Raw genomic sequence first — 26,792 nt, 5'->3', positions numbered from 1 at the left:
GGAACTTCCTAAAGCTGCATCAACCACAACGTAACTGGAAACGGTAAGCGTGATGGTCTGAAAATGATGGAGATGACATAATGGATAATCAGCAGCCAAGCTCCTTTGAGGAAACTCTGGAGAAGGTTCAACGACTAGGATATACAGTCTAAGGCGAAAGCTATGGCAATGAAATCCGTAGGGTGGCGGTAGCCATTCGAAGTGCCCAGCCCCTAATAAGATAAGGGTGAAGATATAGTCTGTTCTATGCTCGAAAGACATAGTCGCAAAGCAAGCGAACCAACAACCACAAGGCGTTTTACAACTTCTTCGTTAATTTTAGATTACCTGAAAGAGACTCTAGTTTTACTAGGGTCTCTTTTGTATAGAAAAATATAAGGACTCGGTTAGATAAACATGATTATCTAGCTCCGAAATACTATCACACAAGATAGCGTTAGTTTAGTTTTTTAATTTCTTGCCATATGTGAGTAACGGACCAATAACTTCTTTTTAGCATTTTTGCAATTTCATTTGTGGTATAACCATTTTCTTTAAGTTGTCTTAGTAATTTAATTTCATCTGGAGAATAGGGTTTAGAGCGATCTGAACTGCTGGTAAGAATCGTGTAATCAGGATACTTAGATTTCCATCTGAGTATTTCTTTTTGATTTCGGAATTCCCAAGAGGTTTTATATAACATTGAAGAACAAGTTTTTGCTACAGGTTCGATTAGTTCGAGGAAACGAAAAGTTTCTTTAACAGAAGTAGTTTTTAGAATATATCCATATCCGTCCTTACGAGAACTCAGCTTTAAGGAAGAATGATATGTGGTAAATATATGTTCCTTTAGTTTCTCTAATTCGTCTTTAGGATAACATTGAAGGTAAAGGTATATATGCGGTGTGAGGTAAATAATTTTTTTATTATGATTTACCCTATATGAGATGCTTAAAGAGCCATCATCCATGTATAGAATAGTTAGGAAATGTGGTAAAGTGCAATTTTTCAGTAATGTGAAAGGGAGATGTTTAGTTCCATCATTACTGTAAAAGTGTGGGAATAAATCCGTAAATAATTCTAAAGAAGCGGAACGGACACATTGACTTGCCGGAGTGATATATAATAATCCATCAAAAAATGAAATTTTCCATTTTCGATAAGCTTCCTGAGATGTGCCGTAGTGTTCCCGATAGCTATTGTTCTTTCTCCTGCTATTTTTATAAATTTTCGTTATTTCACCGTCACTTATAATGCTGGCATATAATATATTTTTCTGGATATCAGTAAGATTAATCATGAAAGCCTCCTTATATAATAGTGTAAGCTTATCTTCTTAATCCCATTTTATAATGTTATCCCCTCCAATAGCGAATGTTTGTTCTCTATATATGATAAATCCTTTGCAATACACTGTAAAGTTCCATTTCAGAACCGATATAAAAAGTAAAGAGAACATATTGGGGGCTATTTAGATGCTGGAGAGTTTGTCCACGAATATTCTTTCCTCACAACTTAGAACAGCAATCTCGGAAGGAATCAGTTCTTATTATCAGCGTGAAATGAATACACTTGCCTATTCGGAACAAAGAGTGGAATCTACTGTTGAGCCTTCACAAGAAAAGGTGCGGGAAATGGTGGATAGTTTGAACACCTTCCTGAATCCAACACATACGGCCGTTCGTTTTGAATATCATGAGAAGCTGAATGAGTATTATGTCAAGGTAGTGGATGACGTGACGGATGAGACGATCAGGGAAATTCCCCCGAAGAAGTTATTGGATTTCTATGCGGCAATGACGGAGTTTGTCGGCATAATGGTGGATGAAAAAATATAAGCGGGTGATCAATTTTGGTACGAATCAGTGGTTTAGCAAGCGGGATGGACATTGATGAATTAGTTAAGAGCATGATGCAGGCAGAACGGGTGCCGTTGGATAAACTGACACAGAAAAAGCAGTATTCCGAGTGGCAGCGGGATGATTACCGTTCGATGAATACAGCTTTATCAGAATTGGATACGCTCATTCGTGATGGTATTGGAAAGCAGTCTTCCTTCATTAAAAAGAAGGTGACGGTATCGAATCCAGATGCTGTATCAGTGAAAAATGTGAATTCTACCAGTGATTTTTCCGGGAATATAAAAGTGAATGGACTTGCCAAGGCGGCAACCATGACAAGTACGGAAAAATCAGCTGTTACCGACCCCAAAAAGAAACTATCGGAATTGGGTATCACGACTCCCAAAGATATTACGATACTGGCCATCAATAAGGATGGCGGTTTTGATACGGAAGTAAAAGATGGAGCAACAGTGGAAAAACCGTATACACTTACCCTTAATGCGGACGATACGTTAGAAAGTGTCATAAATAAAATTAATGCTAACTCGGGAGTGACTCTATTTTTAGATGAGACGTCCCAGAAATTTTCCATCACTGCTAAAAATACCGGTGATGCAAAAGATCGGCCTGAAATTGAGTTAGGGGGTACTGGAGATTTCTTCAATGTGCTAAAAATGAGCAGTAACAATGAAGGGGCTGGCGGCTCAAAAGGGGAAAATGCGTCCATTGTTTATAATGGACTGGAAATTTCCCGGCCTTCGAATACGTTTCAGATTAATGGAGCGGAAATAACGGTAAAGCAAAAAACGACGGATACAGTCACATTCTCATCAACAGCTGATGTCGATGCTATCCTGGACACGATCACTCAGTTTGTGAATAAATACAATGAAGTCATTAAAAAGGTTCAAGATAAAACGGGTGAAGCGAAATATCGCTCCTTTACCCCGCTTACCTCTGAGCAAAAAAAGGCAATGACAGAGGATGAAGTGAAGCTATGGGCAGAAAAAGCGAAGAGCGGAACGTTAAAAAGCGATTCGACCTTAAAAAGTCTCCTGACCACAATGAGGTCATCCCTATACACTTCGGTGGATGGAATCACTGGAAAAAACAATCTCAGCAGTTTGGGAATCACCACCACCAAGAATTATTTGGAAGGCGGTAAATTAACGATTGATGAGGACAAGCTCCGGGCAGCCATTAGTGAGGATCCGAATGCGATCTATGATATGTTCATGGCCAATGGTGCGGAAAAGAGCGACAAAGGACTCGCACGCCGGTTAAGGGATGATATAGAATCATCCATGAAGGCGATTACTGAAAAAGCCGGGAAGGCCGGATATGTTAATAACAATTTTACAATCGGAAAATTGGTTGATGGGCTGGATAAGAAGATTTCAACATTTGAGGCAAAGCTAACGAAATTGGAATCGCGCTATTACGGCCAGTTCACGGCGATGGAAAAAGCGATTCAAAAGGCAAATAGCCAAAGTGCATCGTTAGCTTCTTATTTTAGTTAAGGTAGTCGGAAAGGAAGTTCAATATGGCAATAAATAATCCTTATCAATCGTATCAGCAAAATTCAGTCAACACAGCATCACCGGGAGAGCTTACATTAATGCTTTATAATGGCTGTTTGAAGTTCATCATGCTTGGGAGGAAAGCCATTGAAGCAGGAAATATCGAGGTGAAGAATACGAACATCGTCAAGGCGCAAAATATTATCCGTGAATTGATGGTGACGCTGAATATGGATGCGGATGTATCCAAAGATATGATGAGTCTGTATGATTTCATGAACCGGCGTCTGATCGAAGCGAATCTGAAAAATGACGTTTCTGCTTTGGAAGAAGTGGAAGGACTTGTTACGGAGTTCCGGAATACGTGGAAGGAAGTAATCCAGATCAACCGGAAAAAACAATTCACCCAAAGCGGTCAAGTGTAATGGTGATTAGAGCCTTTCATGATTTGACTGCTGAATTACTTGCCGTACTGGAAGATCGCACGATTACAGAGCGTGATGTTAAAATAGAAAGGGTTACAAAGCTGATTGATCAGCGGGATGGACTCCTTTCCCAAATCAAACCTCCTTTTACTGCTGAAGAGCAGCAGCTGGGACGTGGAGTTCTGTTGCTCAACCAACAGGTCGATCACTTGCTGAAGCTCCAAAAGCAGGAGATACAGCGAGATATCCAGGAAATAAATAAGAAGAAAAAATCTTCCAATAAATACACGAATCCGTATGAAAGTCTATCAGTGGATGGCGTGTTCTATGATAAAAGAAATTGATTTCCTTACCTTTTGGAGTCCAAACGGTTTTTATGTTAAATATTTTTAAATTTTCTGTAAATAAAATAGGCTTAATTTTTTCTTTCTATCATAGCATTTGATATAATGAAGTTAGGGCAGACATCAACCCTTTCCAAACCTTCCGACAATTGTTTCATTATTTCGACATATTTCATGATGTGTTTCTAAAAGGAACCGGAGGGGTATTGTAGAATCTAACTGTATAGTCTTAATTTAAGGAGGACTCACTTTATGAATTACAACGTACGCGGTGAAAACATTGAGGTAACTCCAGCAATTCGAGAATACGTCGAAAAGAAAATTGGCAAGTTAGAACGATATTTTAACAATACACCAGATGCAAATGTGTTAGTCAATTTAAAAGTGAACAATAATACATCAAAGGTCGAAGTGACGATTCCCATGCAGAATTTGGTTCTTCGGGCTGAAGAGGAAAATGCGGATATGTATGCTGCCATTGACTTGATCAATGATAAGCTTGAACGCCAAATTCGTAAACATAAAACGAAGGTCAATCGCAAGTTCCGAAACAATCTATCGACTACACCCGATGCATTCGCCTTCAATACGGAAGCTGACGAAGTGGTGGATGAATTCGAAGACGATAATGATATTGAAGTGGTCCGCAATAAACGCTTTGATTTAAAGCCAATGGACAGTGAAGAAGCGATTTTACAAATGAATATGCTTGGTCACAGTTTCTTCGTTTACACGAATGCGGATACTAATACAACAAACGTAGTGTACCGCCGAAAAGATGGACGCTATGGATTGATTGAACCTAGTTAATTATTATTCTAAGATCAAAAGCACAGCCCAGCCTCTGGGTTGTGCTTTTTTGCATGTTGATAGAATCCGTTTGAAACGTAAAAAATGATTGCTTTTTTTGTTCTCTAAAACACACGAAAGTTCACTTAATAGAGCACTATTTGTTCTTTATTAAGATAAATAGTTAATTTTACCTATTCAAATACCCCTATCTTTTGCACTATACTCGAATTGTTAGTTCTTTAAAAAGAACAATAAGTTATTTATAGAAAACGATTTGATCAAGGTGCAGAGGGGGTTGGATTATTTGTATCGAAAGAATTGCCATACATGCCATAGGGCTTCTTTTAGCAGTGCGGAATATGGAAAGTGGCTTTGCCCGACCTGCGGTGAGGATTTAACTGCGCAAAAAGCCCACGATGCACATACAATCGAGAGAATCAATACACCCCAACGAAATTTTAAGCAGAGTAATATTTACTATTATACAAAAAAACGAAATTGAATTAGTCTATGAAAAATTACCTGAACTTCGAATTTTCTTAATATTGTAATATTTTGTCGGATAAAAGTTTTTGCATTTATGTGGATTACCGACATAAAATAGCAATATATGGAGTACGTATCCGTTATAATATGATTATAGGTAATGTATTTGGTAATAAATACCACGACAAAGGCAAACTCCTTGAAAAATGAGGGCGCAAAGGCACAGGTCTAAGGTCCTTGTGACTATGATGGCTGGTCTGCCTGAAATACAAGAGTATTTTAGGAGGTAGAAGAGGTGGCTAATGTGGAAATGGATCAAGAATGGGTGAAATTGATTTCTGAAGCAAGAAGCTTGGGTTTCAAAAAGGAGGAAATCATTGCTTTTTTTAAACGGGAAAGCCTTGAGGCAACATTTGAGGAGAACGATGGAAAATAGGTTCCGAACAAATTCGAGAACATCCCTATAAACAGTGGTTCGATTCATAGCTGTTTATAGGGTTTATTCTTCCTTGAGATTCTAGCTTATTCAAACTGTATTCTTCAGGATTATGTAAGTAAACTAGTGCACTACCACTCTACTCTTCTTTATCTTTTCTCCATTTATTAAACTCGATGAATTCCCTGAATTGTTGTTTTGAGACACCCGAATTCATGGCTTCCTCAACGATTTTCATCCAGTCATTGTCCAAGGTTTCCTTATTTGGTGCATCGTAAAGCAGGGCATCAACAGGGATGTTAAGTACGGAGGAGATTTTTTCAAGAAATTGAATAGAAGGATTCGTTTGTAAGTTCCGCTCGAGCGAACTTAAATAAGACTTTGCAACACCCGCTTTATCGGCAAGTTCAGTCATCGACATTTTCTTTTCTTCTCGCAGTTTTTTTACACGTTCACCAATCATCAATACCACCTCGAAACATGTTCTATTTATCTTCCGCTAATAAGTTTCGGCAGCCCACCTTATCATTCAAAACATGACGCCTGTAAGGTTGGATTACCTTGACATGCTATCTCTAGAGAGGACACAGCATCTAGTGATGGAAGGTTATGGATAATTCACATTTGCTTATGGAATAGTGGGGAGTTTGCAACATATTTTTTATACTTCCTCCTATTTTAACAGTTTTACTCCTCATTTATCCATTGTTTTTCGCAAGAATTGCATTCAGGTCTATACCAGGGAAGTGACATGAAGTTGTACCTCTATGACAGAAGTGGTAAAATTAAGCGTGCATTAGTAATAATAGAAGGTGTGTTTCTTCTTACTTATATGAATTTTGTCATTGAACGATCATTACCATAATAGAGGAGCGTTATTGAATGCTTAATATATTAAATAAAGTTTTTGATCCGAATAAGCGAGAAATCAAACGTTTAGAAAAAATCGCCGATCAGGTCGAAGCGCTGGCTGATGAGACTGCTGCGCTATCGGATGAACAGTTGCGTTCCAAAACGGATGAGTTTAAAGAGCGTTATCAAAATGGGGAAACCGTTGATGATTTGCTTGTAGAGGCTTTTGCGGTTGCGCGTGAAGGGGCAAAGCGTGCTCTCGGCTTATATCCTTACCGTGTTCAGATCATGGGTGGGGCATCCCTTCATGATGGAAATATCTCCGAGATGAAAACAGGGGAAGGTAAAACCTTAACATCCACGATGCCGGTTTATTTAAACGCGCTTACCGGTAAAGGTGTACATGTCGTTACTGTCAATGAATACTTGGCACACCGTGATGCCACCGAAATGGGTGTATTGTATGATTTCCTCGGTTTGACCGTCGGGTTGAATTTGAACAGTCATTCTAAAGAAGAAAAGCAGGCAGCGTATAATGCTGACATTACGTACAGTACGAATAATGAGTTAGGTTTTGATTATCTTCGTGACAATATGGTGTTATATAAAGAACAAATGGTACAGCGTCCGCTGCACTTCGCTGTCATCGATGAGGTCGATTCGATTTTGATTGATGAGGCGAGAACGCCATTGATCATTTCCGGTTCGGCACAGAAATCGGCTCAGCTTTATATCCAGGCCAATGCGTTTGTAAGAACCTTAAAGAAAGATACGGACTACACATATGATGAGAAGACAAAAGGTGTTCAGCTGACGGAAGATGGGATGAATCGAGCTGAAAAAGCGTTTAATATCGATAATTTATTCGATATTAGTCACGTTACTTTGAATCATCATATCAATCAGGCTTTAAAGGCTCATGTTTCCATGCATTTGGATGTGGATTATGTCGTCCAGGAAGGCGAGATAGTCATCGTTGACCAATTCACTGGCCGTTTGATGAAAGGCCGCCGTTACAGTGAAGGTCTTCACCAGGCGATCGAAGCGAAAGAAGGACTTGAAATCCAAAATGAAAGTATGACTCTTGCGACGATTACATTCCAGAACTATTTCAGGATGTATGAAAAACTTTCAGGTATGACCGGTACAGCCAAAACGGAAGAAGAGGAATTCCGCAATATTTATAATATGAATGTCATTGCGATCCCGACAAACAGGAATATCATCAGGGATGACAGGGCAGATCTTATATATGCGACAACTGATGGGAAATTCAAGGCTGTTGTGGAAGACATCGCCGAACGTTATACAAAGGGTCAGCCTGTGCTTGTCGGAACGGTTGCCATCGAAACATCTGAGGTCATATCTGCCTATTTATCCAAAAAAGGAATCCCTCACGATGTTTTGAATGCCAAGAACCATGAGCGTGAAGCGGAAATCATTGCGAATGCAGGTAATCAAGGCTCAGTAACGATCGCTACGAACATGGCAGGGCGCGGTACGGATATCAAGCTTGGTGAAGGTGTCAAGGAGCTCGGGGGCCTTGCTGTCATCGGCACGGAACGTCATGAAAGCAGGCGTATAGATAACCAGCTGCGTGGCCGGTCCGGCCGTCAGGGAGATCCAGGGGTCACTCAATTCTATTTATCAATGGAAGATGAATTGATGCGCCGCTTCGGTTCGGATAACATGAAAAACATGATGGCACGCCTAGGTATGGATGATTCCCAGCCAATTCAAAGTAAAATGGTGACAAGGGCCGTTGAATCCGCACAGAAACGGGTCGAAGGCAATAACTTCGATTCACGTAAGCAATTACTGCAGTATGATGATGTTCTCCGTCAACAACGGGAAATTATCTATAAACAGCGTTTCGATGTCATGGAAAGTGAAAACTTACGTGAAATCGTCGAAACGATGATCACGGCATCCATCCAGCGAAATGTTGTCGCGTTTGCACCAATGGGCGATGAGGAAGGCTGGAATTTACAAGGCCTTGTCGATTACCTGAATGGTAACCTATTCAATGAAGGTTCAATCACTGTGGCTGATTTGGAAGGGAAAAACGAATCGGAATTGGTTGAGTTCATTTTAGCCAAAGTGAAAGAAGGCTATGACCAAAAAGAAGAAGAGCTATCTGAAGAACAAATGCGTGAATTCGAAAAAGTAATCGTTCTTCGTGCAGTCGATAGTAAGTGGATGGACCATATTGATGCAATGGAGCAACTGCGCCAAGGGATCCACCTTCGTGCTTATGGCCAGATTGATCCTTTACGTGAATATCAATCTGAAGGTTTTGCGATGTTTGAAGCCATGATTGCTTCAATGGAAGATGAAGTCGCGAAATACATCATGAAGGCTGAAATCCGCAACAATTTGGAACGCAAGGAAGTCATAAAAGGACAAGCGGTCAATCCGAAGGAAGAAGACGGGGGAAAAGTGAAAAAAGCCCCTGCCCGTAAAAAGGAAGACGTTGGCAGAAACGCGTTATGCCCATGCGGCAGCGGTAAAAAATATAAGAATTGCCATGGCAATTTAGGCTAAAGTTAGGTGTATAATGAAGATGAGACGGTTAAGTCCAAGGCTAGCCGCCTCTTTTCATGTTTAGTTTGCATATAGTTTGAAGAGGTTTATTTGTAATGAAGGGAATCCCTCTTCAGGGATTTTTTTTAACATACTTAATGAGGTGAAGAGAAATGGAATTAGCAGAAATAAGAAATGAACTTGAACGGACAGCGCAACGATTAACGGACTTTAGGGGGTCTCTTTGACTTAGATGAAAAAGAGGCACGAATCGCACAGCTGGAAAATGAGATGACACATCCCGATTTTTGGAATGATCAGCAAAAAGCACAAACTGTCATCAATGAAACGAATGCTTTGAAAGAACAAGTCAATCAATTGTCCGACCTGAATGAATCATATGAAAATCTGGATTTGACATATGAATTAGTGAAAGAGGAGAATGATCAAGAACTTTTAGCGGAGCTGGAAGAAGAAATCACGGTTCTTGCACAAAAGATGAATGACTTTGAACTTCAACTTTTATTAAGTGAAGAATATGACTCGAAAAATGCCATTCTTGAACTGCATCCTGGTGCAGGCGGTACGGAGTCCCAGGATTGGGGTTCCATGCTGTTGCGCATGTATACAAGATGGGGTGAAAAAAGAGGCTTTAAAGTGGAAACCCTTGATTACCTTCCAGGTGATGAAGCTGGGATCAAGAGTGTCACTTTAATTTTCAAAGGCCATAACGCCTATGGTTATTTGAAAGCGGAAAAAGGGGTACACCGTCTTGTCCGTATTTCTCCTTTCGATTCCTCAGGACGACGCCACACTTCATTCGTTTCATGTGAAGTCATGCCGGAATTCGATGAGACGATCAATATAGAAGTACGTACGGAAGATTTGAAAATTGATACGTACCGGGCAAGTGGTGCAGGTGGTCAGCATATCAATACAACGGACTCAGCGGTCCGGATCACCCATTTACCTACGAACACCGTGGTAACGTGCCAAAACGAGAGATCTCAAATCAAAAATAAGGCCCAGGCCATGAATATGCTGAAAGCCAAATTGTATCAACGTGAAATTGAACAGCAACAAGCGGAATTGGATGAAATCCGCGGGGAGCAAAAGGAAATTGGCTGGGGAAGCCAAATTCGTTCTTATGTTTTCCATCCGTATTCCATGGTTAAAGATCACCGTACCAGTGCGGAGACCGGGAACTTGGGAGCTGTCATGGATGGGGATATCGATATGTTCATTGATGCGTACTTGCGCTCAAAATTATAAGATCAGCCAGTCGGACCGGTTTCCCCGGTCCGGCTTTTTTATGATTTCCTTTTTAACGAATCTTCTGGCTGACATTTACAGGATTGAAAAGGGATGCTCTATCTCGTTCGGCCAATACTAGATAATAATGATGGTTCGAGGAGACTTATGCAAAATGAAGAGAAGATACCGGGAGCAGAGGCACCCTTTCATTCAAAAGTTAACGGAGTATGGATTGGTGATTGTCGGTTCGTCCATAATTGCCATTGGTTTTAATGTGTTTTTACTGCCTAACCAGGTCGCATCCGGAGGGGTCAGCGGGATTAGCACGATTCTCGATTCAACTCTCGGTTGGGAGCCGGCTTATGTTCTTTGGGGTTTTAATATCCCTTTGTTCATTGCGGGGCTTATTGTCCTCGGAAGGCATTTCGGAGCCAAAAGCCTGATTGGAACCTTGTTTCTGCCTTTAGTGGTATTTCTGACAAAGGATTGGGAGGCATGGACGAATGATGCATTGCTTGGTTCGATTTGCGGGGGGATGATGGTCGGGCTTGGGCTGGGGATCGTCTTTCGCGGCAAGGGTTCCACAGGGGGGACCGATTTGGCGGCACAGATTTTCCATAAGTATACCCATCTGTCATTGGGGACCTGTGTGGCTGTCATTGATGGAATCATCGTTTTAAGTGCTGCCATCGTTTTTGATATTGAAAAAGGCCTTTATGCATTGATTGGACTATATGTGACAAGCAAGACGATCGACCTCGTCCAGATTGGATTGAACCGTTCGAAGATGTCACTTATCATCACGAATAAAGAAATGGAAGTAAGGGATGCTATCATACATGAGCTGGACCGGGGTGTAACAGGCATCTCCGGGTATGGCGGCTATACGGATGATACTCGTCCAATTTTGATGTGCGTAATAGACCAGTCGGAATTCACCAAATTGAAACAATTGGTGAAACTCGTTGACCCTAAAGCGTTTGTAATTGTAATGGACGCATCGGAGGTACTTGGGGAGGGTTTTAAACTGGATTGAAATTGGTATAATGTTCTTGTGCTGGTATAAATCAGAGGGGGTAAGTTCAATGAAAATGAAGTGGTTAGCTTTAGTTCTGGGTACTTCTTTGGCCTTGGCTGCATGCGGTGGGAACGATGATGCTGCAGATAAAGAGCCTGCAAGTGAAAATAACGAAACGACTACGGCAGGTGCCGGTGATGCCGCAAAAATTTATGAAAACAAATGTTCAAGCTGCCATGCAGTGAATCTTGAAGGCGGCGTGGGACCCAACTTGACGAAGGTAGGCTCCAAGCTATCAAAAGAAGACATTGAAAAAGTCATTGCCAATGGTCAAGGCGGAATGCCAAAAGGTATAATCAAGGGCAAGGAAGCGAGCATGGTCGCTGAATGGCTTGCTGAACATAAATAATGATTAATGAAACGTTCTGCTTAGCGGGACGTTTCATTTAGCCTCCATTAAACCCTCGAAACAACTCACGATCAACCCCTTATCAAGCAATCAAAATCCTGGAATTATTACATAGATGTTGATATATGTCTAACTGAAATGAAACTGTAATATTTTTTATGCTTAATTTGACAAAATATGATGTTATAATGTTTCTGTGCTCAAGTAAGAGAGATTCCTGTCAGATTTCAGTGAAAATTGTCGAAAAGCTGTAGATACATAGTGATAATCCAAGCAAATTAGGTGGTTTTAGAATGATAGAAATGATAGATGTGAAAAAGACATATCCAAATGGCGTAATTGCCATTAATGGTATCAATGTGAAAATAAAGCCAGGCGAATTCGTTTATGTAGTGGGTCCGAGCGGTGCCGGAAAATCGACCTTCATCAAAATGATGTATAGGGAAGAAAAGCCTACAAGCGGTAATATCTTGGTCAATGGAGTAAGCCTGCCAAGTATCCGCAATTCGAAAGTTCCTCTATTCCGCCGTAATATCGGTATGGTATTCCAAGATTTTAAACTCCTTCAAACATTCACTGCATATGAAAATGTTGCTTTTGCCATGGAAGTTATTGAAAAGGAACCAGAAGAAATCAAAAAGAGAGTCATGGAAGTTCTTGATCTGGTTGGCATTAAACATAAAGCGAGAATGCTTCCTTCCGAGTTATCTGGTGGGGAACAGCAAAGGGTTGCAATAGCCCGTTCGATCGTCAATGATCCCAAGGTAGTCATAGCCGACGAGCCTACAGGTAATCTTGATCCCGAAACATCATGGGAAATCATGAACATATTCGAAGAAATTAATAAACGCGGAACTACACTTGTCATGGCCACACATAATAGGGACATCGTCAACAATATTAAACGACGTGTCATTGCCATTGAAAGTGGAAAAATAGTTCGCGATGAACATCGAGGTGATTACGGATATGAAATTTAGAACATTGCTCCGTCACTTCCGTGAAAGTTTTAAAAATATTGGCCGTAATGGATGGATGACGTTTGCTTCAGTCAGTGCAGTAACGGTCACTCTAACTTTGGTTGGCGTCTTTTTAGTGCTCATGATGAATTTAAATCATATCGCGGGAAATGTGGAGAAAGATGTCGAAGTTCGTGCACATATTGATAATGCGGCGAATGATGACGATATAAAAGCTATAGGTAAGCAAATTACGGAGATAAACGGAATCGAATCAGTGATTTTCTCTCCAAAAGATGAAGAGCTTACTAATTTAATAGATGATTTAGGAGATAATGGTGAGGCTTTTAAACCATTTGAACAGGATAACCCATTAAGGGACGTTTATGTTATCAAAACGAAATCTCCGCAAGATGTCATCAAGGTGGCAAAAAAGATCGAAGGTATGGAATATATCCAAAGTGTTAAATATGGACAAGGCTACGTCGAGAAATTATTCAGCTTTGTTAATATTGCTAGAAACATAGGGATCGTTCTTATTGTAGGATTACTATTTACTGCAATGTTCCTGATTTCGAATACGATTAAAATTACCATTGTAGCCAGAAGAAAAGAAATTGAGATCATGAGATTGGTAGGAGCGACGAATACATTCATCCGTTGGCCATTCTTCTTGGAAGGACTTTGGTTGGGAGTCCTCGGTTCCATCATTCCGATAGGTCTGATTGCAGTACTCTACTATAATCTTTATAAATATGCAGCACCGCAGATTACGTTCAAATTCATAGATTTCTTGCCTGCAAATCCGTTTATTTATCAAGTATCGGCCATCCTCATCGTAATTGGTGCGGTTATCGGAATATGGGGCAGCTTGATGTCCGTCAGGAAGTTCTTGAAAGTATAAAATTGTATCTTTACTCGAAAGCCAAAAGTAGCCAGACATAAATAGAGAGACGTTACAAGGCAAGGATGTAACGGGTTGAAAGGGGAAATGAAACGTGAAAAAAAATATCATTGCCATGAATGCCTCCATCATGATCGGGTTGGGAAGCATTCTAGCGGCACCTTCGGTTTATGCTGAGTCTATTTCGGATTTAGAAAAACAGAAAGAATCCATCCAGGAGAAACGTTCAGGTGTTGAATCGAATATTTCCGATACGGAAAAGAAAATCGATAGCCTGCAGGATAAGCAAATGACAGCAGAAGACCAAATCGCTGCCATTGAAGCGAAAATCGCAGAGTCCGCAAAAAAAATCGATGCTAAAAATGCTGAAATTACACAAACGAAAAAAGAAATCGAAGCATTGAAAGAAGAGATTAAAGTATTAAAAGAGCGGATCGCCAAACGTAATGAAGTATTGAAGGAAAGGGCACTTTCTTTCCAGGAGACTGGCGGGGACGTGAACTACCTTGAAGTATTATTCGGATCATCCAGTTTTGGGGATTTAGTTGACCGTGTCGGAGCTGTAGCGACAATCGCTGAAGCCGACCGCGATATTTTAAAGGAGCATGAGCTGGATAAAAAGGATCTGGAAGAAAAGCAAAAAGCTGTTGAAACGAAGCTTGCCAGTTTAGAAGTGGCGAAAGCCGAACTATTGGAAATTCAAAAGCAACAAAAACAGCAGAAGCAAGAAAAGGATGCATTGGTTAAAAAATTAAAGCAACAAACTGAAAGGCATGAAGATGAGAAGATGGGTCTAGAGGAAGAAAAAGCGAATCTTGCTGCTCAAGAAAAAGCCATCAAATCAGCCATCAGCTTAGAACATCAACGTCTTGCCGAATTGGAAGCAGCTCGTAAAAAAGCGGCAGCCGAAGCGAAAAAACGTGCAGAGCAAGAAGCGGCACAAGCGGCTGCACAAGCAGCATCACAAGCTGCATCACAAGCTGCATCACAAGCATCTGAATCAAAAAAACAATCCAGTTCTTCAGGATATAGTGCAAAAAGAAACAGTTCATCATCATCTTCACCGGCTTCGTCTAATGTAAGTCAAGCGCCAGCCGTATCATCGGGTACTTTCACTAGACCTAGTGCAGGATATGTATCTTCAACAATGGGTGAACGTTGGAATAAACAGCATGCCGGCATCGATATCGCTGCTAGCGGAACGGTTCCAATTGTAGCTGCAGCCGACGGAGTCGTAAGCCGTTCTTACTTCTCAAGTTCATACGGTAACGTCATCTTCGTTACCCATTCAATCGGCGGTCAGCAATGGACTACGGTATATGCACATATGAACTCCAGACTAGCGAGCGAAGGTGCTGTAGTCGCCAAAGGTCAACAAATTGGCATCATGGGGAATACAGGACGTTCATATGGTCAGCATTTACACTTTGAGCTACATAAAGGTGCATGGAATTATAGCAAGTCAAATGCTGTTAATCCATTAAACTATATACCAAATTAATACCCAATATATCAAAAGAAAAACAGACCAGGATAAATTCCTGGTCTGTTTTTTTATGTAGGTGTCATCATTTTCTATAAGCATATTCTTTCCATTACCATCATATAGTGAATTACATATCAGGTCAGAAATGGGGATAAATATGGTCAAAAAATGGGTACTTCCTCTAGTAATCATCATGTCACTTGCCATTGGAGCAGTCGGGGGCATATATTGGACAAGCCTTCCGGCCAAGAATGAAGCAAAGGATGAAAGCCAAGAAATATCGAAGGATAAGGAATGGGCAAAAGTGGAACAAGCTTACGGCTTGATCGTAAGTCAGTATGTAGAACAGGTGGACGGCTCCAACCTGGTGGAGGGAGCCATCCAAGGCATGCTGTCAGCGCTGAAAGATCCTTATTCCGTATATATGGACAAGGAGACCGCTAAGCAATTCAATGAAACCCTGGACTCCTCTTTTGAAGGGATCGGGACTGAAATCGGAATGGAAGATGGTAAGGTTATAATTGTTTCTCCTTACAAAGACTCGCCTGCTGAAAAAGCTGGATTAAAGCCGAAAGATCAAATCCTCAAGGTGAATGGTGAAAGTGTAGAAGGGTTGGATCTGTATGAAACACGCCTGAAAATCCGCGGCGAAAAAGGGTCACCCGTCAAAATGGAAATAAAGCGGGCAGGGATTGATAATCCACTTGAATTCAATATGGTGCGTGCCGAAATTCCATTGGATACCGTATTTTCATCAATTAAGGAAGTCGGCGGAGAACAAATCGGTTATATCGAGTTGACCACATTCTCGGAAAATACTGCAAGTGATTTCAAAAAGCAGATGAAGAAGCTGGAAAAGACGGGAATTAAGGGCTTGGTCATAGATGTACGCGGCAATCCAGGCGGCCTTCTTTCCAGTGTGGAAACGATTCTTGGCGAGTTCATCACAAAAGACAAGCCCTATTTGCAAATTGCAGAAAGAACGGGGGAAACACAATCGTTTTTCACAAGCCTTAAGAAAGCGAAAAGTTATCCCATTGCCGTCTTGACGGATAAAGGCAGCGCCTCAGCCTCGGAAATCCTGGCTGGCGCCATGCAAGAGGCGGGAGGCTATCCATTGGTTGGCGAGAAGACTTTCGGGAAAGGCACAGTACAGCAAGCTGTACCAATGGGTGATGGCAGTAAGATTAAACTTACGTTATATAAGTGGCTGACTCCATCAGGGAACTGGATCCACAAAAAAGGGATCGAACCGACGATCAAAGTCAAACAACCTGAGTATTTTGATGCCCATCAGCTGGCCATTGAGAAGGTGTTGGAGCGGGATATGAATGATGAACAAATCCAGTATGCCCAAAGCATTCTGAAAGGACTCGGATTTGAGCCGGGTCGTGAGGATGGATATTATGATTGGAGTACAGAAATCGCAGTAAAGGCATTCCAAAAACAATTCGGCCTGGAAGTGACCGGTAAGCTGGATGCTAAAACCGCAGCGCATCTGGAATCCGCCATTCTGGAAAAGATCCAGGATGAAGATAATGATATCCAGTTACGCACGGCTTTGAATTATTTAGTGAAGTAAACTTGATGGCATCGTTCCCCTTGGAGCGGTGCCTCTTTTGCATTTAATCGTTCCTTGCCTGCTAACTTGAAGGCAGTATAGGGGGAACTTGAGATAAACCTACTTTTTCTGCATCTTAATAGGCATGGAGGCTACATTTTTGATAGAATAGGAGGTAACTGACCAGAACGAAATTTGACAAAATTTTGATTACTTTTGAGGATGGTGGAAAGAAATTGACAACGGATTGGCTGATTGCATGCTTAATGGGATTAGGGAAACTTTTCCTTCACCCTTTGCTTTATGTTTCGATTGCCTATTGCTTATTCATCGGCTATCTTCGCGTTAAACAGGAACGACATGATTTTACTACGAAGATCTACAGTTTTTCCATGGAGTTGCGTTCCATGCTGCCTCAAGGATTGATAGGGGGATTGATCCTTTCCTTCCTCACGCTGGCTACCGGACTCGCCATTCCATTGGCGGCAATGCCCATCATGGCAGTGGTAACGGTATTGGCGATGCTATCCATGAAAAAGAGGTTTGTTTCCCCCGTTTATACAATGGGGCTCACATTCTTTATCCTGTTCTTTTTATATGATAGAGATATCGAGCTGACGTTATTTCAGGATGCCCTTAATCAACTGGATCGGTCCGTTTATCCGACACTTGTTATTTTAATGGGGTTATTACTGATTGCTGAAGGGTTTTTGATTGTTGCTAATGGAAGTAAAAAGGTCTCTCCTCACTTGGAGGTATCCAAGAGGGGGCAGCCGATAGGTGTGTATGTTTCACAGCGAGTCTGGCTAATTCCCATGTTCGTTATGATTCCTGGAGGACAACTTCCAGCGCCTTTCGAATGGTATCCGGTTTTTACAATAGGGGACATGTCCCTGTCGCCGATCGTACTGCCCATTTTAATCGGCTTTAAGCAAAAAGTTCATGGGACGCTCCCTGAACTGGCCATTAAGGCGCAAGGCAAAAAGGTAGGGGCATTGGGAATTGTGATTACGGTATTGGCGACATTTGGTTACTGGTACCCTCCATTGGCAATCATAACGGTTGTTTTGGCAATCCTTGGCCGTGAATTCCTGCATCATTCCCAAAAGGCAATGGATCAAAAGCTTCCTTTTTATTTTTCGAAAAGTAAGCTGGGTGTCCAGATCTTAGGCGTTATCCCTCAATCTCCGGCAGATAAAATGGGGTTGCAAAAAGGCGAGGTCATTTCGAAAATAAATGGGGTCGTCGTCAGGGAAGAAGAAGAGTTATACAGGGCGCTACAAATAAACCGGGCACATTGCAAGCTCGAGGTCATCGATAATAATGAACAGATTCGTTTTGTGCAAAGAGCTCTATTTGACGGGGAGCATTACGAACTGGGCCTCTTGTTCGTTGACGATCAATTGAAGGAAAGCGGACAAGTGGGTTAATGACATAAAATAAAAAGGCCTTTCTCGAATTATATCGGGAAAGGCCTTTTTCAATGGAAACGTGTTATTACTTTTCAAGCATGATTTTTTCTATATCTTCCAGCATTTTATTGGCTGCAATTACTCCGCCAGCTGTATTCCATGTTGCGTCGCTAACCTCATGGGCATTTCCGTTTTTGACTGCATCAAGGTTTTTCCAAAGTGGATCATTCGTCCATTCTTTTGCTGTGCTTAGGGCTTGTTTGTCGCCTTCAGGAGCGTAAGTGAAGTAGAAGAGAATATCTCCATCCATTTTAGGGATGACTTCTTTTCCAACCTCAATGGCAAGGTTGCCTAATTTATTATCTGCAGTGAAAAGTTCCTTCTGTTGTTCTGCACGTTTAAATCCTAATTGATCGAAAATCACTCCAGAGAATGAATCTGTGTAATAAATACGAGTAGTTCCAGCCATGAAACGAACAATGGAAACTTCTTGATTTACTTTATCACCCAATTTAGCTTTAAGATCTTCAGTGTTTTTATCGAATTCCGCAATTACATCGTTACCTTTTTCTTCAAGGTTCAAGGCTTTTGCATATAGTTTAAAGTTTTCTTTCCAATCTCCTCTTAGCGTTTCCGAGAAAACGGTAGGGGCGATTGCATTTAATTTATCATAAACAGCTTCTTGGCGTATCTTGCTTCCGATAATCAAGTCAGGCTTCAGTGATGCGATTTTCTCTAAATTAACTTCATGTTCAACACCAACAACTTCGACCCCATCCATATCATCTTTAATATGGTCGTACCAAGGGTCACCAAGCCATGATTGAACGGCACCAACAGGTTTAATTCCTAAAGCGATCAATGCTTCAGTACCTTCATTTGTTAAAACGACGACTCTTTTAGGCGTTTCTTTCAACTCGGCAGTGCCCATGGCATGCTCAACTTTGTAGCTTTTCTCATCTTTCTTGTCTTCAGCTTTATTTCCATCGGCCTTTTCATCCGAATTCCCGCAAGCTGCTAAAAGGAAGACTGCAAATATTGTAAAAATCGTTAATAAAGACTTAAATCTAAACATCTATGTATCCCTCCCAATTTGTCAGCAAATGATAATCATTCGCACTTACCAGCATCATCATAAAATGAATATACTTTTCTGTCAATATATAATTGAAAATGATTCTCAAATTCGTTGACATAATCCTGTTAACGCCAGTACAATTGAATTAAATACTGATATACAAACGTGATTGGAAAGGTAACTGGATATGTTATTAAAAAATTCATGGCAGAAATGGATGGGGCTGTTCATTACCATTCTTTTGCTGCTGTTTTTACTGTGCTCAAGCATTGTATACGGTTATACGGATACAACATGGAAAATGGCCATCAATGCTTTTACCGATTTCAATGGGACGAATGAACACATTGTCATTCAATCAGTCAGACTTCCGCGTGCCCTGATCGCTTCGGCCATCGGTGCAAGTTTAGCCATCTCGGGGGTTTTGATGCAAACGCTAACTAAAAACCCGCTCGCCTCCCCTGATATATTCGGGGTCAATGCCGGGGCGGGATTAGCGGTGGTCACAGGTGTCACCGTTTTTGGGATAAGCAATCTTCAAGTATTCACATGGCTGTCATTCCTAGGGGCTGCCATAGCAGCGATAAGCATATATTTGATTGGAAGCATGGGACGCGGCGGCTTGACACCGATGAAGCTGACATTGGCCGGTGCAGCCATGACAGCGATGGTAGCTTCCCTTACACAAGGTCTTCTTGTTTCTAATGAGGCTCTTTTAGAGCAAGTCCTATTCTGGCTTGCCGGGTCCGTTTCCGGTAGAAGCCTGGACAATTTAGTTGCCGTCCTGCCTTATCTTGTCGCAGGCTGGGGCCTTGCCTTGATCATGTCCGGTAAAATGAATGTGTTATCCATGGGTGAAGATGTTGCAAAAGGTCTTGGACTGAATATAGCATTCCTTAAACTGGTCCTGGGGCTGGCAATCATCCTGCTTGCTGGCGGATCAGTAGCGGTTGCGGGTCCGATTGGCTTTATAGGAATCGTCGTTCCGCATCTTACCCGTTCTATAGTAGGCATCGATCATCGCTGGTTGATTCCCTTCTCTGGACTTTTCGGGGCGGTGCTTTTGATTGCAGCCGATGTCATATCCAGGTATATCCTGATGCCTCGAGAAGTTCCGGTTGGAGTCATGACAGCCATTATCGGGACCCCATTCTTTATTTATATAGCTAGAAAGGGGTTCAGCGGTCGATGAAGTCATATAAGAGCTTTCGTTTGTTTAATGAAAAAATATCATTCTTGATCGATAAAAAAGCCATGATCGTGATTTTCATATTATTTTTAGTCACTTCACTAGTGTTTGTGATCAGTACTGGAGTGGGTGAAATGAATATAAATCCGCTAAGTGTTCTCCAGGTCTTTATCGGAGGGGGGACGGAGAGCGACCGGCTTATTATCCAATCTTTCCGCCTGCCTAGAATAATTGTTGCCCTGTTGGTAGGGATGGGCCTTGCTGTAGCTGGTGGAATCCTTCAAGGGATGATTCGAAATCCACTTGCTTCACCTGATATCTTGGGGATTACGGGAGGAGCGACTGTAGCGGTCGTTGGATTCTTGGCCATTTTTAGCGATAAGAACCATTCATTAACGGTGAGCATCAATTGGCTGCCGTTAGCTGCCTTCATTGGGGCGACAGTCGTGGCCTTACTTGTTTATTCATTAGCCTGGAAAAATGGGGTTCCCCCGATTAGGCTTGTGTTGATCGGGATTGGGGTGATGGCTTTAATGAAGGCGCTCACTACGATGATGATGATTCTTGGCCCCGTCTATCAAGCGAGCCAGGCAAACCTTTGGATCACCGGGTCAGTGTCCACCTCCACCTGGAATAATATCGCTGTACTGGCACCATGGACGATTTTATTCCTGTTAATCGCCTTCCTGTATGCCAGAAATATTAATTTACAGGAGCTGGGGGATGACCTGGCAACGGGGCTTGGGGGACATGTCCAAAAACAGCGGTTTACATTATTGATGATCAGTACGGCCTTGATTGGCGGTTCCACAGCTTTTGCTGGGGGAATAGGATTTGTGGGATTAATGGCACCGCACATGGCCAGAAGGCTGGTTGGTTCTAGTTTTGGAGTGTTACTGCCTACCTCGGCTTTGCTTGGCGGCATCCTGGTTATGGTGGCGGATTTGATTGGACGGACCTTGTTCTCACCTTTGGAAATACCGGCTGGTGTCTTCACAGCGAGCATCGGGGCACCATACTTCATTTATTTACTATATAAAACGAGGAATTCGTAATTCCGGTACATGCAAAAAAAAGCAGCCATCCTAGGTATGGCTGCTTCTTTATTTCTTTAAGCTTCTTTAGCTGCTTCAATTTCGATGGTAAGCGTGATTTGATCGCCGATCAGTACGCCGCCTGTTTCTAATGCCGCATTATATGTTAGACCGTAATCACTGCGTTTGACTTTCCCTTTTCCGCTGAAGCCTGCTTTTTCATTTCCCCATGGATCTTTCCCTTGGCCTTCAAAGGTGATGTTGAAAGTTTCTTCTTGTGTGACTCCGTTAAGAGTCACATTTCCAGTTACATCGTATTCATCTTCATCCGTTTTCACGATTTTTGTTGATTTGAATGTTAATGTAGGGTTTTTTTCTACATCAAAGAAGTCAGCGGAACGCAAGTGATTGTCCCTGTCTGCATTGCGTGTGTCGATACTCGCCACATCAACGGTAAAATCGATTTCTGCAGTCGTTAAATCCGATGGGTTTGCTAGAATGCTTGCCTCGAACTTATTAAAACTTCCTTTTACTTTAGCGATCATCATATGTTTTACGGAAAATTCAATAGCGCTGTGAGTCGGGTCGACTATCCATTTTGTATTTGTCATATTTATTCCTCCTGATTATTAATCTTGAATTTATATATCTTTAATTTGAGATATCTTAACTTAATGTAATTATAAGAGCTGAAAGCAATAGTGTCAACTGAAAGTTTTCCTAAATTTTGAAAAGATGAAAAACCCTGTGCATTTATGGGGCACAGGGTCTTCAGACTGTAGACAAACTCGATGAAAATCAAGTTTGTCTCAATTTTTATGAAGGTTTATAAAACTCGAATGATGATTTCAACTCCAGGCACTCGCTTTCCGCGGGTGGTCCGGAAGCCTCCTCGGCGTGCTTTTCCCTCAGGAGTCTCGCACCTTCCGTTACAATCGGCTTTGTTTTGAAATTTTAGGTAAAAACCCTTTTGTCTACAAACTCAAACCCTATGCATTTATGGGGCACAGGGTTTTTAATGAAGAAGGGTAAAGCGGACATCTTTATTAATCGGCCTGTTCTTTCTCTTCTTGATTGGTCACTTTCCCCGGCCAAAAAGCACGGCGGCCAAGGAGGGAGGTGATTGCAGGAACAAGGAACGGGCGCACAATGAATGTGTCCATTAACACACCAAGGGCGGTAATGAGCCCGAATTGGACCAATACTTGAATCGGAAGTGTGGCTAGAACGGAAAAAGTGGCTGCCAAGATTATTCCGGCGGAGGTGATGACACCGCTAGTTTCGGCAACGCCCTTTCTGATGGCCTGCTTGATTGGCATCGTTTCTTTCTTACGCCAAATGCTTGAAACCATGAAAATGTTATAATCTTCTCCAAGTGCGACAAGGAATACGAATGAATAAAGTGGAATTGTCCCCTCTATCGCATCGACACCCATGAAATAGTGCAGGATAATCCAACCTAACCCCATAGCTGCAAAGAATGAGAGAATGACTGTCCCCATTAAATACACCATGGCTGTCACAGATCGCAAGTAGGCTAAAAGGAGCAAGGAAATCAGGACGATGATGATCGGGATGATCATGAATTCATCGGATTTGACGGTATCCCTTTTATCGAATTGAGTCGCTGTCTGCCCGCCAACCCAAACCTTTTCATCAACGGAAGATATATTGGCGGCCTTCAATTCTTTCTCCGCCATTGTGCGGATTTCCGGAATGGAATCTATGGCCTCGATATCATATGGGTTGATGTTGAATGTGACCTCATAGGATTGCAGATCTTTATTCGATTTACTTGTGACTGGATCGGCAACAGTTTCAACAATATCCATCCCTTTTAATGCCGGTGCTAAATCAATTTCTTCACCATCCGTATCGACAACCACTGTCGCCGGTGCCAGTTCGCCCGGTGAGTACGAGTCGGAAATGACAGAATAGCCTTCACGGGAGTTCATATCTTCAGGGAAGGAAGAGAGAATATCATATGAATATTTTATTTGTGAAGAATATCCAGCTAAAACACTGAAGATGATCAGGCATGTAAGAATGACCGTCCATGGCTTGGTTGTGACGATATGACCAATCCAGTTACCGATGCGGCCTTCTTTATGCTTTTTGACGGCTTTTCCCTTTTTCTTGGCCCGTGCTTCTTCCATTTCAGGTGTACGCGGGACGATTGGGAAGAAGGAAGCCCTTCCGAATACAGAAAGCAATGCCGGTACAAGTGTTAAAGCTGCCAGCATCATGATTAAAATCGACAAGCTGAATGGTACAGCGAAACGGTGGTAGGCTCCGTATTTGGCTACAAGCAATGTTAGCAGGGAGATGACGATCGTTAGCCCGCTCATCGCAATGGCGCCTGATGAATCTTTAAATGCGGCGATCATGGCTTTCCGTTTGCTTTCATGATTCCTTAATTCACTTCTATAGTGAGAAATTAAAAATAGACAATAATCCGTTCCGGCACCGAATAATAATACGGTCATGATTGAAATGGCCTGTGAATCGACTGTAATCCAACCATGATCTGCCATGAAGCCAAGGATCGGGCTTGTGACAATATAGGCGAAGCCTACTCCGATTAAAGGAATTATGGCTAAAAGCGGAGAGCGGTAAATGAGTAATAATACGACAAGCACAAGTATTACTGTCGCTAAAAGCAATTTGAAATCAGCACCTGAAAATAAACCCGTTGCATCGACTGATATCCCTACAGGGCCTGTCACTCGAAGGGATAATTCATCTGAATCCGTCGGGACCTTGAATGGGTCAGTTCCAATGCGTTCCGTTACTGCTTCATTAATGCTTTCAATATTTTTTTCAAGAATTGCAGTCTCGGTCTTTTCTTTAAAGAAAAGCGGCTGTACCAAAGTCGTTCCATCTTCTGAAACCGATCCTTGAAGAGCGGGCAACGGAATTTCATGTAGCGGCGGTAAAAAAGATTGCTGTGTTAATGGATTATCTGTCAGTTCCTTGGAAAGATACTGGATTTCAGCCAAGTCGGCCTCTGTCAGTCCACCTTCCCGATGCCATGTAAGCAGGGCAGGTATTCCAGAGGAATTTGGAAACTCTCCTTTAATAAGTTCATCAGCCACGACAGAAGGCGAGTCTTCAGGCAAGTCTGAGGCATTATTTGCTGTTCGATCATTAACGGCAGGCAATGTAAAGGTTAATGCGATTGCTGCAATTATCCATGCGGCAATGACAACCCAACGACTGGTTTTTCCGGTCATCATCCTGCCAAGTCTTCCTATTATTGATTCGTCCAATGAAGGCACCCCTCTTTTAAAATTTTTTATCCTCATTTCATTATAGTTGTGTGATGTTGACTTATACAAAAATGGGTATGCTCACTCCATCTGCTAAATGCTTCAAGTCGTTAATGGCATGAAAATAGGCTCATCGAGATATAGGGGAAAAGTACTTATTTACTTAATTTCAATTAAATTTTGAAAATTGAAGAGTTAAATATAGGGAATGGGGGAAAGTATAGTAGTATTGTGGCTTTTATTAACAAAGGAGGGATTTTTTTGTCTGATAAATCCAAAAAAACAAATGATGAAACGAATGAAACATTAACGAACAGGCAAGGACACCCGGTAACGAATAACCAGAGTCTGAGAACTGTAGGGAACAGAGGTCCTAGTACACTTGAGAACTATGATTTTTTGGAAAAGATCAGCCACTTCGATAGGGAGCGCATCCCTGAACGGGTTGTACATGCCCGCGGTGCAGGTGCGCATGGTTATTTCGTTCCGACCGGTAAAGCGGGGGACGAGCCGATTTCAAAATATACGAGAGCGAAGGTTTTTCAGGAAGAAGGTAAAAAAACCCCAGTATTCGTGAGATTTTCATCTGTTATTCATGGAGGGACGTCCCCGGAAACGTTACGTGACCCAAGGGGATTTGCCGTTAAATTTTATACGGAAGATGGAAACTGGGATCTTGTAGGCAATAACCTGAAAATTTTCTTTATCCGTGATGCCATGAAATTCCCGGATTTGATTCATGCCTTCAAACCGGATCCGGTCACGAATATTCAGGACGGCAGGAGGATTTTCGATTTTTGCTCGAGTTCGCCTGAAACATTCCATATGGTTACCTTTGTGTTTTCCCCATGGGGCATCCCAGCTAACTACCGCATGATGCAAGGATCAGGGGTCAATACTTATAAATGGGTGAATGAGGAAGGGAAAGCAGTGCTCGTTAAGTATCATTGGGAACCGAAACAAGGAATCAAGAACCTGACGCAGCAAGAGGCCAATGAAATTCAAGCTACGAATTTCAATCATGCCACACAGGATCTATATGAAGCGATTGAACGCGGGGACTATCCTGAATGGGATCTCAACGTACAGATCATGAGTGATGATGATCATCCTGAGTTGGATTTCGATCCGCTGGATGATACGAAGATCTGGCCGAAAGATGAGTTCCCATGGCTGCATGTCGGTACGATGGTATTGAATAAAAACCCTGAAGACTATTTCACTGAAGTCGAACAGGCTGCATTCGGTACCGGTGTCCTAGTGGATGGACTGGATTTTTCTGATGACAAGATGTTACAGGGACGTACATTCTCTTATTCCGATACACAGCGTCACCGTGTTGGCGCGAATTATTTGCAACTGCCGATCAATGCTCCAAAGAAACGAACTGCCACGAATCAGACTGGCGGACAGATGCAATATGAAGTTGGCAGAGGCAGCCAAAGCCCCCACATCAACTACGAACCATCCACTGTCGGCGGCTTGAAGGAAGCCAATCAAACGGGCAAAGAGTATACACCTATGGTGGAAGGGAAACTTGTCCGTGAGACAATCGATCGCCAAAACAATACGAAACAGGCCGGGGAAACGTTCCGGGAATTCGAGGATTGGGAAAAAGACGATTTAATTTCCAATTTAGTGGCGGCATTGGCTCCTGCCGACAAGCGCATTCAGGAAAAAATGATAGCACTTGCCGAAGAGGCCGATGAAGAGTATGGCCGCAGGTTGAAAGAGGGACTGGCCGCGGCCTCTGAACATACGGAATCTTCAAAACCACTGGGTGGGACGGATAACCCTGAGGACGCCGTTAGAAAAGGACATGAAGCGGATCCATATTGATTGAACTGAAAAGAAGCAAACTTCCTTATAAAGGGGTTTGCCTCTTTTTTTTATGGGCATAATTAATGGATGTGTGATACTCTTCCGAGGATGCCTTGAAAATCAAGCAGGAAATTGATTGGCAAAAAACTTCATAATCATTTAAACTGAAACTACTCTATTTTTCTCTTATAAAGGAG

General features: G+C 42.0%; 23 protein-coding genes and 1 riboswitch. Of the genes, 18 read left to right on the top strand and 5 right to left on the bottom strand.

Features of this window, described 5'->3' with window-relative positions; genetic code table 11:
* Positions 1-436: 436 nt before the first annotated feature.
* Positions 437-1,279: a DNA endonuclease gene (locus MKX49_RS24365; protein ID WP_340878100.1), complete on the bottom strand. Its 843-nt coding sequence runs from the start codon at positions 1,277-1,279 to the stop codon at positions 437-439.
* Between the two features lie 175 nt (positions 1,280-1,454).
* Here MKX49_RS24365 and flaG point away from each other — a divergent pair, with 175 nt between their 5' ends.
* The 6 genes from flaG to sinI all read left to right on the top strand — a co-directional run bounded on the left by flaG (position 1,455) and on the right by sinI (position 5,826).
* Complete coding sequence (gene flaG, locus MKX49_RS24360) at positions 1,455-1,817, top strand: flagellar protein FlaG (RefSeq protein WP_053087395.1); 363 nt, start codon at positions 1,455-1,457, stop codon at positions 1,815-1,817.
* 14 nt (positions 1,818-1,831) lie between these two features.
* Positions 1,832-3,343 carry a flagellar hook-associated protein 2 gene (locus MKX49_RS24355; RefSeq protein ID WP_340878099.1) on the top strand — a complete coding sequence of 504 codons (1,512 nt, stop codon included), beginning with the start codon at positions 1,832-1,834 and terminating at the stop codon, positions 3,341-3,343.
* Positions 3,344-3,366: 23 nt separating this feature from the next.
* A complete protein-coding gene (gene fliS / locus MKX49_RS24350; protein ID WP_340878098.1) occupies positions 3,367-3,768 on the top strand; it encodes a flagellar export chaperone FliS in 402 nt (133 codons plus the stop codon).
* The gene (locus tag MKX49_RS24345) at positions 3,768-4,112 is read left to right on the top strand and encodes a flagellar protein FliT (RefSeq protein ID WP_340878096.1); all 345 of its coding nucleotides are present in this window, start codon (positions 3,768-3,770) and stop codon (positions 4,110-4,112) included. Before fliS ends, MKX49_RS24345 begins: the two co-directional genes overlap by 1 nt.
* Before the next feature lie 252 nt (positions 4,113-4,364).
* Entirely contained in the window at positions 4,365-4,922 is a 558-nt protein-coding gene (hpf, locus tag MKX49_RS24340) for a ribosome hibernation-promoting factor, HPF/YfiA family (protein ID WP_048684017.1), read from the top strand.
* A gap of 647 nt (positions 4,923-5,569) precedes the next feature.
* Positions 5,570-5,655, top strand: a riboswitch (cyclic di-GMP riboswitch).
* Positions 5,656-5,685: 30 nt separating this feature from the next.
* Positions 5,686-5,826 carry a DNA-binding anti-repressor SinI gene (gene sinI, locus MKX49_RS24335; protein ID WP_251540554.1) on the top strand — a complete coding sequence of 47 codons (141 nt, stop codon included), beginning with the start codon at positions 5,686-5,688 and terminating at the stop codon, positions 5,824-5,826.
* Between the two features lie 139 nt (positions 5,827-5,965).
* On the opposite strand, the gene MKX49_RS24330 is transcribed toward sinI, so the two are convergent.
* Positions 5,966-6,289: a helix-turn-helix domain-containing protein gene (locus tag MKX49_RS24330; protein ID WP_048684020.1), complete on the bottom strand. Its 324-nt coding sequence runs from the start codon at positions 6,287-6,289 to the stop codon at positions 5,966-5,968.
* 419 nt (positions 6,290-6,708) lie between these two features.
* Between MKX49_RS24330 and secA the strand changes: the two genes are divergently transcribed.
* The 9 genes from secA to MKX49_RS24285 all read left to right on the top strand — a co-directional run bounded on the left by secA (position 6,709) and on the right by MKX49_RS24285 (position 18,222).
* Entirely contained in the window at positions 6,709-9,222 is a 2,514-nt protein-coding gene (gene secA / locus MKX49_RS24325; RefSeq protein WP_289351328.1) for a preprotein translocase subunit SecA, read from the top strand.
* Positions 9,223-9,374: 152 nt separating this feature from the next.
* Positions 9,375-10,473, top strand: a protein-coding gene (gene prfB / locus MKX49_RS24320) for a peptide chain release factor 2 (protein ID WP_223255851.1) whose coding sequence is annotated in 2 segments (ribosomal slippage) — positions 9,375-9,437 and positions 9,439-10,473 — 1,098 coding nt in all. Because the reading frame shifts where the segments join, the coding sequence is not laid out codon by codon here.
* A gap of 154 nt (positions 10,474-10,627) precedes the next feature.
* The gene (locus tag MKX49_RS24315) at positions 10,628-11,491 is read left to right on the top strand and encodes a YitT family protein (protein ID WP_202186933.1); all 864 of its coding nucleotides are present in this window, start codon (positions 10,628-10,630) and stop codon (positions 11,489-11,491) included.
* A gap of 49 nt (positions 11,492-11,540) precedes the next feature.
* Positions 11,541-11,882, top strand: coding sequence for a cytochrome c551 (gene cccB / locus MKX49_RS24310; RefSeq protein WP_048684058.1), 342 nt, complete (start codon positions 11,541-11,543; stop codon positions 11,880-11,882).
* 293 nt (positions 11,883-12,175) lie between these two features.
* The gene (ftsE, locus tag MKX49_RS24305; RefSeq protein WP_034309898.1) at positions 12,176-12,862 is read left to right on the top strand and encodes a cell division ATP-binding protein FtsE; all 687 of its coding nucleotides are present in this window, start codon (positions 12,176-12,178) and stop codon (positions 12,860-12,862) included.
* Positions 12,852-13,745 (top strand): permease-like cell division protein FtsX, encoded by an 894-nt coding sequence (gene ftsX, locus MKX49_RS24300; RefSeq protein ID WP_034309901.1) that lies wholly within the window; start codon positions 12,852-12,854, stop codon positions 13,743-13,745. Before ftsE ends, ftsX begins: the two co-directional genes overlap by 11 nt.
* Positions 13,746-13,839: 94 nt before the next feature.
* A complete protein-coding gene (locus MKX49_RS24295; RefSeq protein WP_340878094.1) occupies positions 13,840-15,246 on the top strand; it encodes a murein hydrolase activator EnvC family protein in 1,407 nt (468 codons plus the stop codon).
* 142 nt (positions 15,247-15,388) lie between these two features.
* Positions 15,389-16,813 carry a S41 family peptidase gene (locus MKX49_RS24290; RefSeq protein ID WP_063595770.1) on the top strand — a complete coding sequence of 475 codons (1,425 nt, stop codon included), beginning with the start codon at positions 15,389-15,391 and terminating at the stop codon, positions 16,811-16,813.
* Positions 16,814-17,028: 215 nt separating this feature from the next.
* On the top strand, positions 17,029-18,222 hold the full coding sequence (locus MKX49_RS24285; RefSeq protein ID WP_340878092.1) for a PDZ domain-containing protein: 1,194 nt from the start codon (positions 17,029-17,031) through the stop codon (positions 18,220-18,222).
* Between the two features lie 67 nt (positions 18,223-18,289).
* Here the strand turns inward: MKX49_RS24285 and MKX49_RS24280 are convergent, their stop codons facing one another.
* Positions 18,290-19,279, bottom strand: a complete 990-nt coding sequence (locus MKX49_RS24280; protein ID WP_161922094.1) for an ABC transporter substrate-binding protein — start codon at positions 19,277-19,279, stop codon at positions 18,290-18,292.
* Positions 19,280-19,469: 190 nt separating this feature from the next.
* On the opposite strand from MKX49_RS24280, the gene MKX49_RS24275 reads away from it, so the two are divergent.
* On the top strand, positions 19,470-20,474 hold the full coding sequence (locus MKX49_RS24275) for a FecCD family ABC transporter permease (protein WP_251540537.1): 1,005 nt from the start codon (positions 19,470-19,472) through the stop codon (positions 20,472-20,474).
* Positions 20,471-21,526: a FecCD family ABC transporter permease gene (locus MKX49_RS24270; RefSeq protein ID WP_072272260.1), complete on the top strand. Its 1,056-nt coding sequence runs from the start codon at positions 20,471-20,473 to the stop codon at positions 21,524-21,526. Before MKX49_RS24275 ends, MKX49_RS24270 begins: the two co-directional genes overlap by 4 nt.
* A gap of 56 nt (positions 21,527-21,582) precedes the next feature.
* Here the strand turns inward: MKX49_RS24270 and MKX49_RS24265 are convergent, their stop codons facing one another.
* Both MKX49_RS24265 and MKX49_RS24260 read right to left on the bottom strand, forming a co-directional pair.
* Positions 21,583-22,116: a YceI family protein gene (locus MKX49_RS24265; protein ID WP_048684074.1), complete on the bottom strand. Its 534-nt coding sequence runs from the start codon at positions 22,114-22,116 to the stop codon at positions 21,583-21,585.
* A gap of 435 nt (positions 22,117-22,551) precedes the next feature.
* On the bottom strand, positions 22,552-24,741 hold the full coding sequence (locus tag MKX49_RS24260; RefSeq protein ID WP_340878611.1) for an MMPL family transporter: 2,190 nt from the start codon (positions 24,739-24,741) through the stop codon (positions 22,552-22,554).
* A gap of 288 nt (positions 24,742-25,029) precedes the next feature.
* On the opposite strand from MKX49_RS24260, the gene MKX49_RS24255 reads away from it, so the two are divergent.
* Positions 25,030-26,613, top strand: coding sequence for a catalase (locus tag MKX49_RS24255; RefSeq protein ID WP_142953137.1), 1,584 nt, complete (start codon positions 25,030-25,032; stop codon positions 26,611-26,613).
* Positions 26,614-26,792 lie beyond the last annotated feature (179 nt).

It is taken from the genome of Peribacillus sp. FSL M8-0224 (genome assembly GCF_038003055.1).
GTDB lineage: Bacteria > Bacillota > Bacilli > Bacillales > DSM-1321 > Peribacillus > Peribacillus frigoritolerans.
This window is presented reverse-complemented; position numbering and strand designations above follow the sequence as displayed.

Bases quoted from the DNA above. Each gene is read 5' to 3' on its own strand.
- hpf (WP_048684017.1), top strand. From the start codon at position 4,365: ATGAATTACAACGTACGCGGTGAAAACATTGAGGTAACTCCAGCAATT.
- MKX49_RS24260 (WP_340878611.1), bottom strand. From the start codon at position 24,741: ATGATGACCGGAAAAACCAGTCGTTGGGTTGTCATTGCCGCATGGATA.
- secA (WP_289351328.1), top strand. From the start codon at position 6,709: ATGCTTAATATATTAAATAAAGTTTTTGATCCGAATAAGCGAGAAATC.
- MKX49_RS24275 (WP_251540537.1), top strand. From the start codon at position 19,470: ATGTTATTAAAAAATTCATGGCAGAAATGGATGGGGCTGTTCATTACC.
- flaG (WP_053087395.1), top strand. From the start codon at position 1,455: ATGCTGGAGAGTTTGTCCACGAATATTCTTTCCTCACAACTTAGAACA.
- MKX49_RS24270 (WP_072272260.1), top strand. From the start codon at position 20,471: ATGAAGTCATATAAGAGCTTTCGTTTGTTTAATGAAAAAATATCATTC.
- cccB (WP_048684058.1), top strand. From the start codon at position 11,541: ATGAAAATGAAGTGGTTAGCTTTAGTTCTGGGTACTTCTTTGGCCTTG.
- ftsE (WP_034309898.1), top strand. From the start codon at position 12,176: ATGATAGAAATGATAGATGTGAAAAAGACATATCCAAATGGCGTAATT.
- fliS (WP_340878098.1), top strand. From the start codon at position 3,367: ATGGCAATAAATAATCCTTATCAATCGTATCAGCAAAATTCAGTCAAC.
- ftsX (WP_034309901.1), top strand. From the start codon at position 12,852: ATGAAATTTAGAACATTGCTCCGTCACTTCCGTGAAAGTTTTAAAAAT.
- MKX49_RS24315 (WP_202186933.1), top strand. From the start codon at position 10,628: ATGAAGAGAAGATACCGGGAGCAGAGGCACCCTTTCATTCAAAAGTTA.
- MKX49_RS24330 (WP_048684020.1), bottom strand. From the start codon at position 6,289: ATGATTGGTGAACGTGTAAAAAAACTGCGAGAAGAAAAGAAAATGTCG.
- MKX49_RS24265 (WP_048684074.1), bottom strand. From the start codon at position 22,116: ATGACAAATACAAAATGGATAGTCGACCCGACTCACAGCGCTATTGAA.
- MKX49_RS24365 (WP_340878100.1), bottom strand. From the start codon at position 1,279: ATGATTAATCTTACTGATATCCAGAAAAATATATTATATGCCAGCATT.
- MKX49_RS24345 (WP_340878096.1), top strand. From the start codon at position 3,768: ATGGTGATTAGAGCCTTTCATGATTTGACTGCTGAATTACTTGCCGTA.
- MKX49_RS24280 (WP_161922094.1), bottom strand. From the start codon at position 19,279: ATGTTTAGATTTAAGTCTTTATTAACGATTTTTACAATATTTGCAGTC.
- MKX49_RS24290 (WP_063595770.1), top strand. From the start codon at position 15,389: ATGGTCAAAAAATGGGTACTTCCTCTAGTAATCATCATGTCACTTGCC.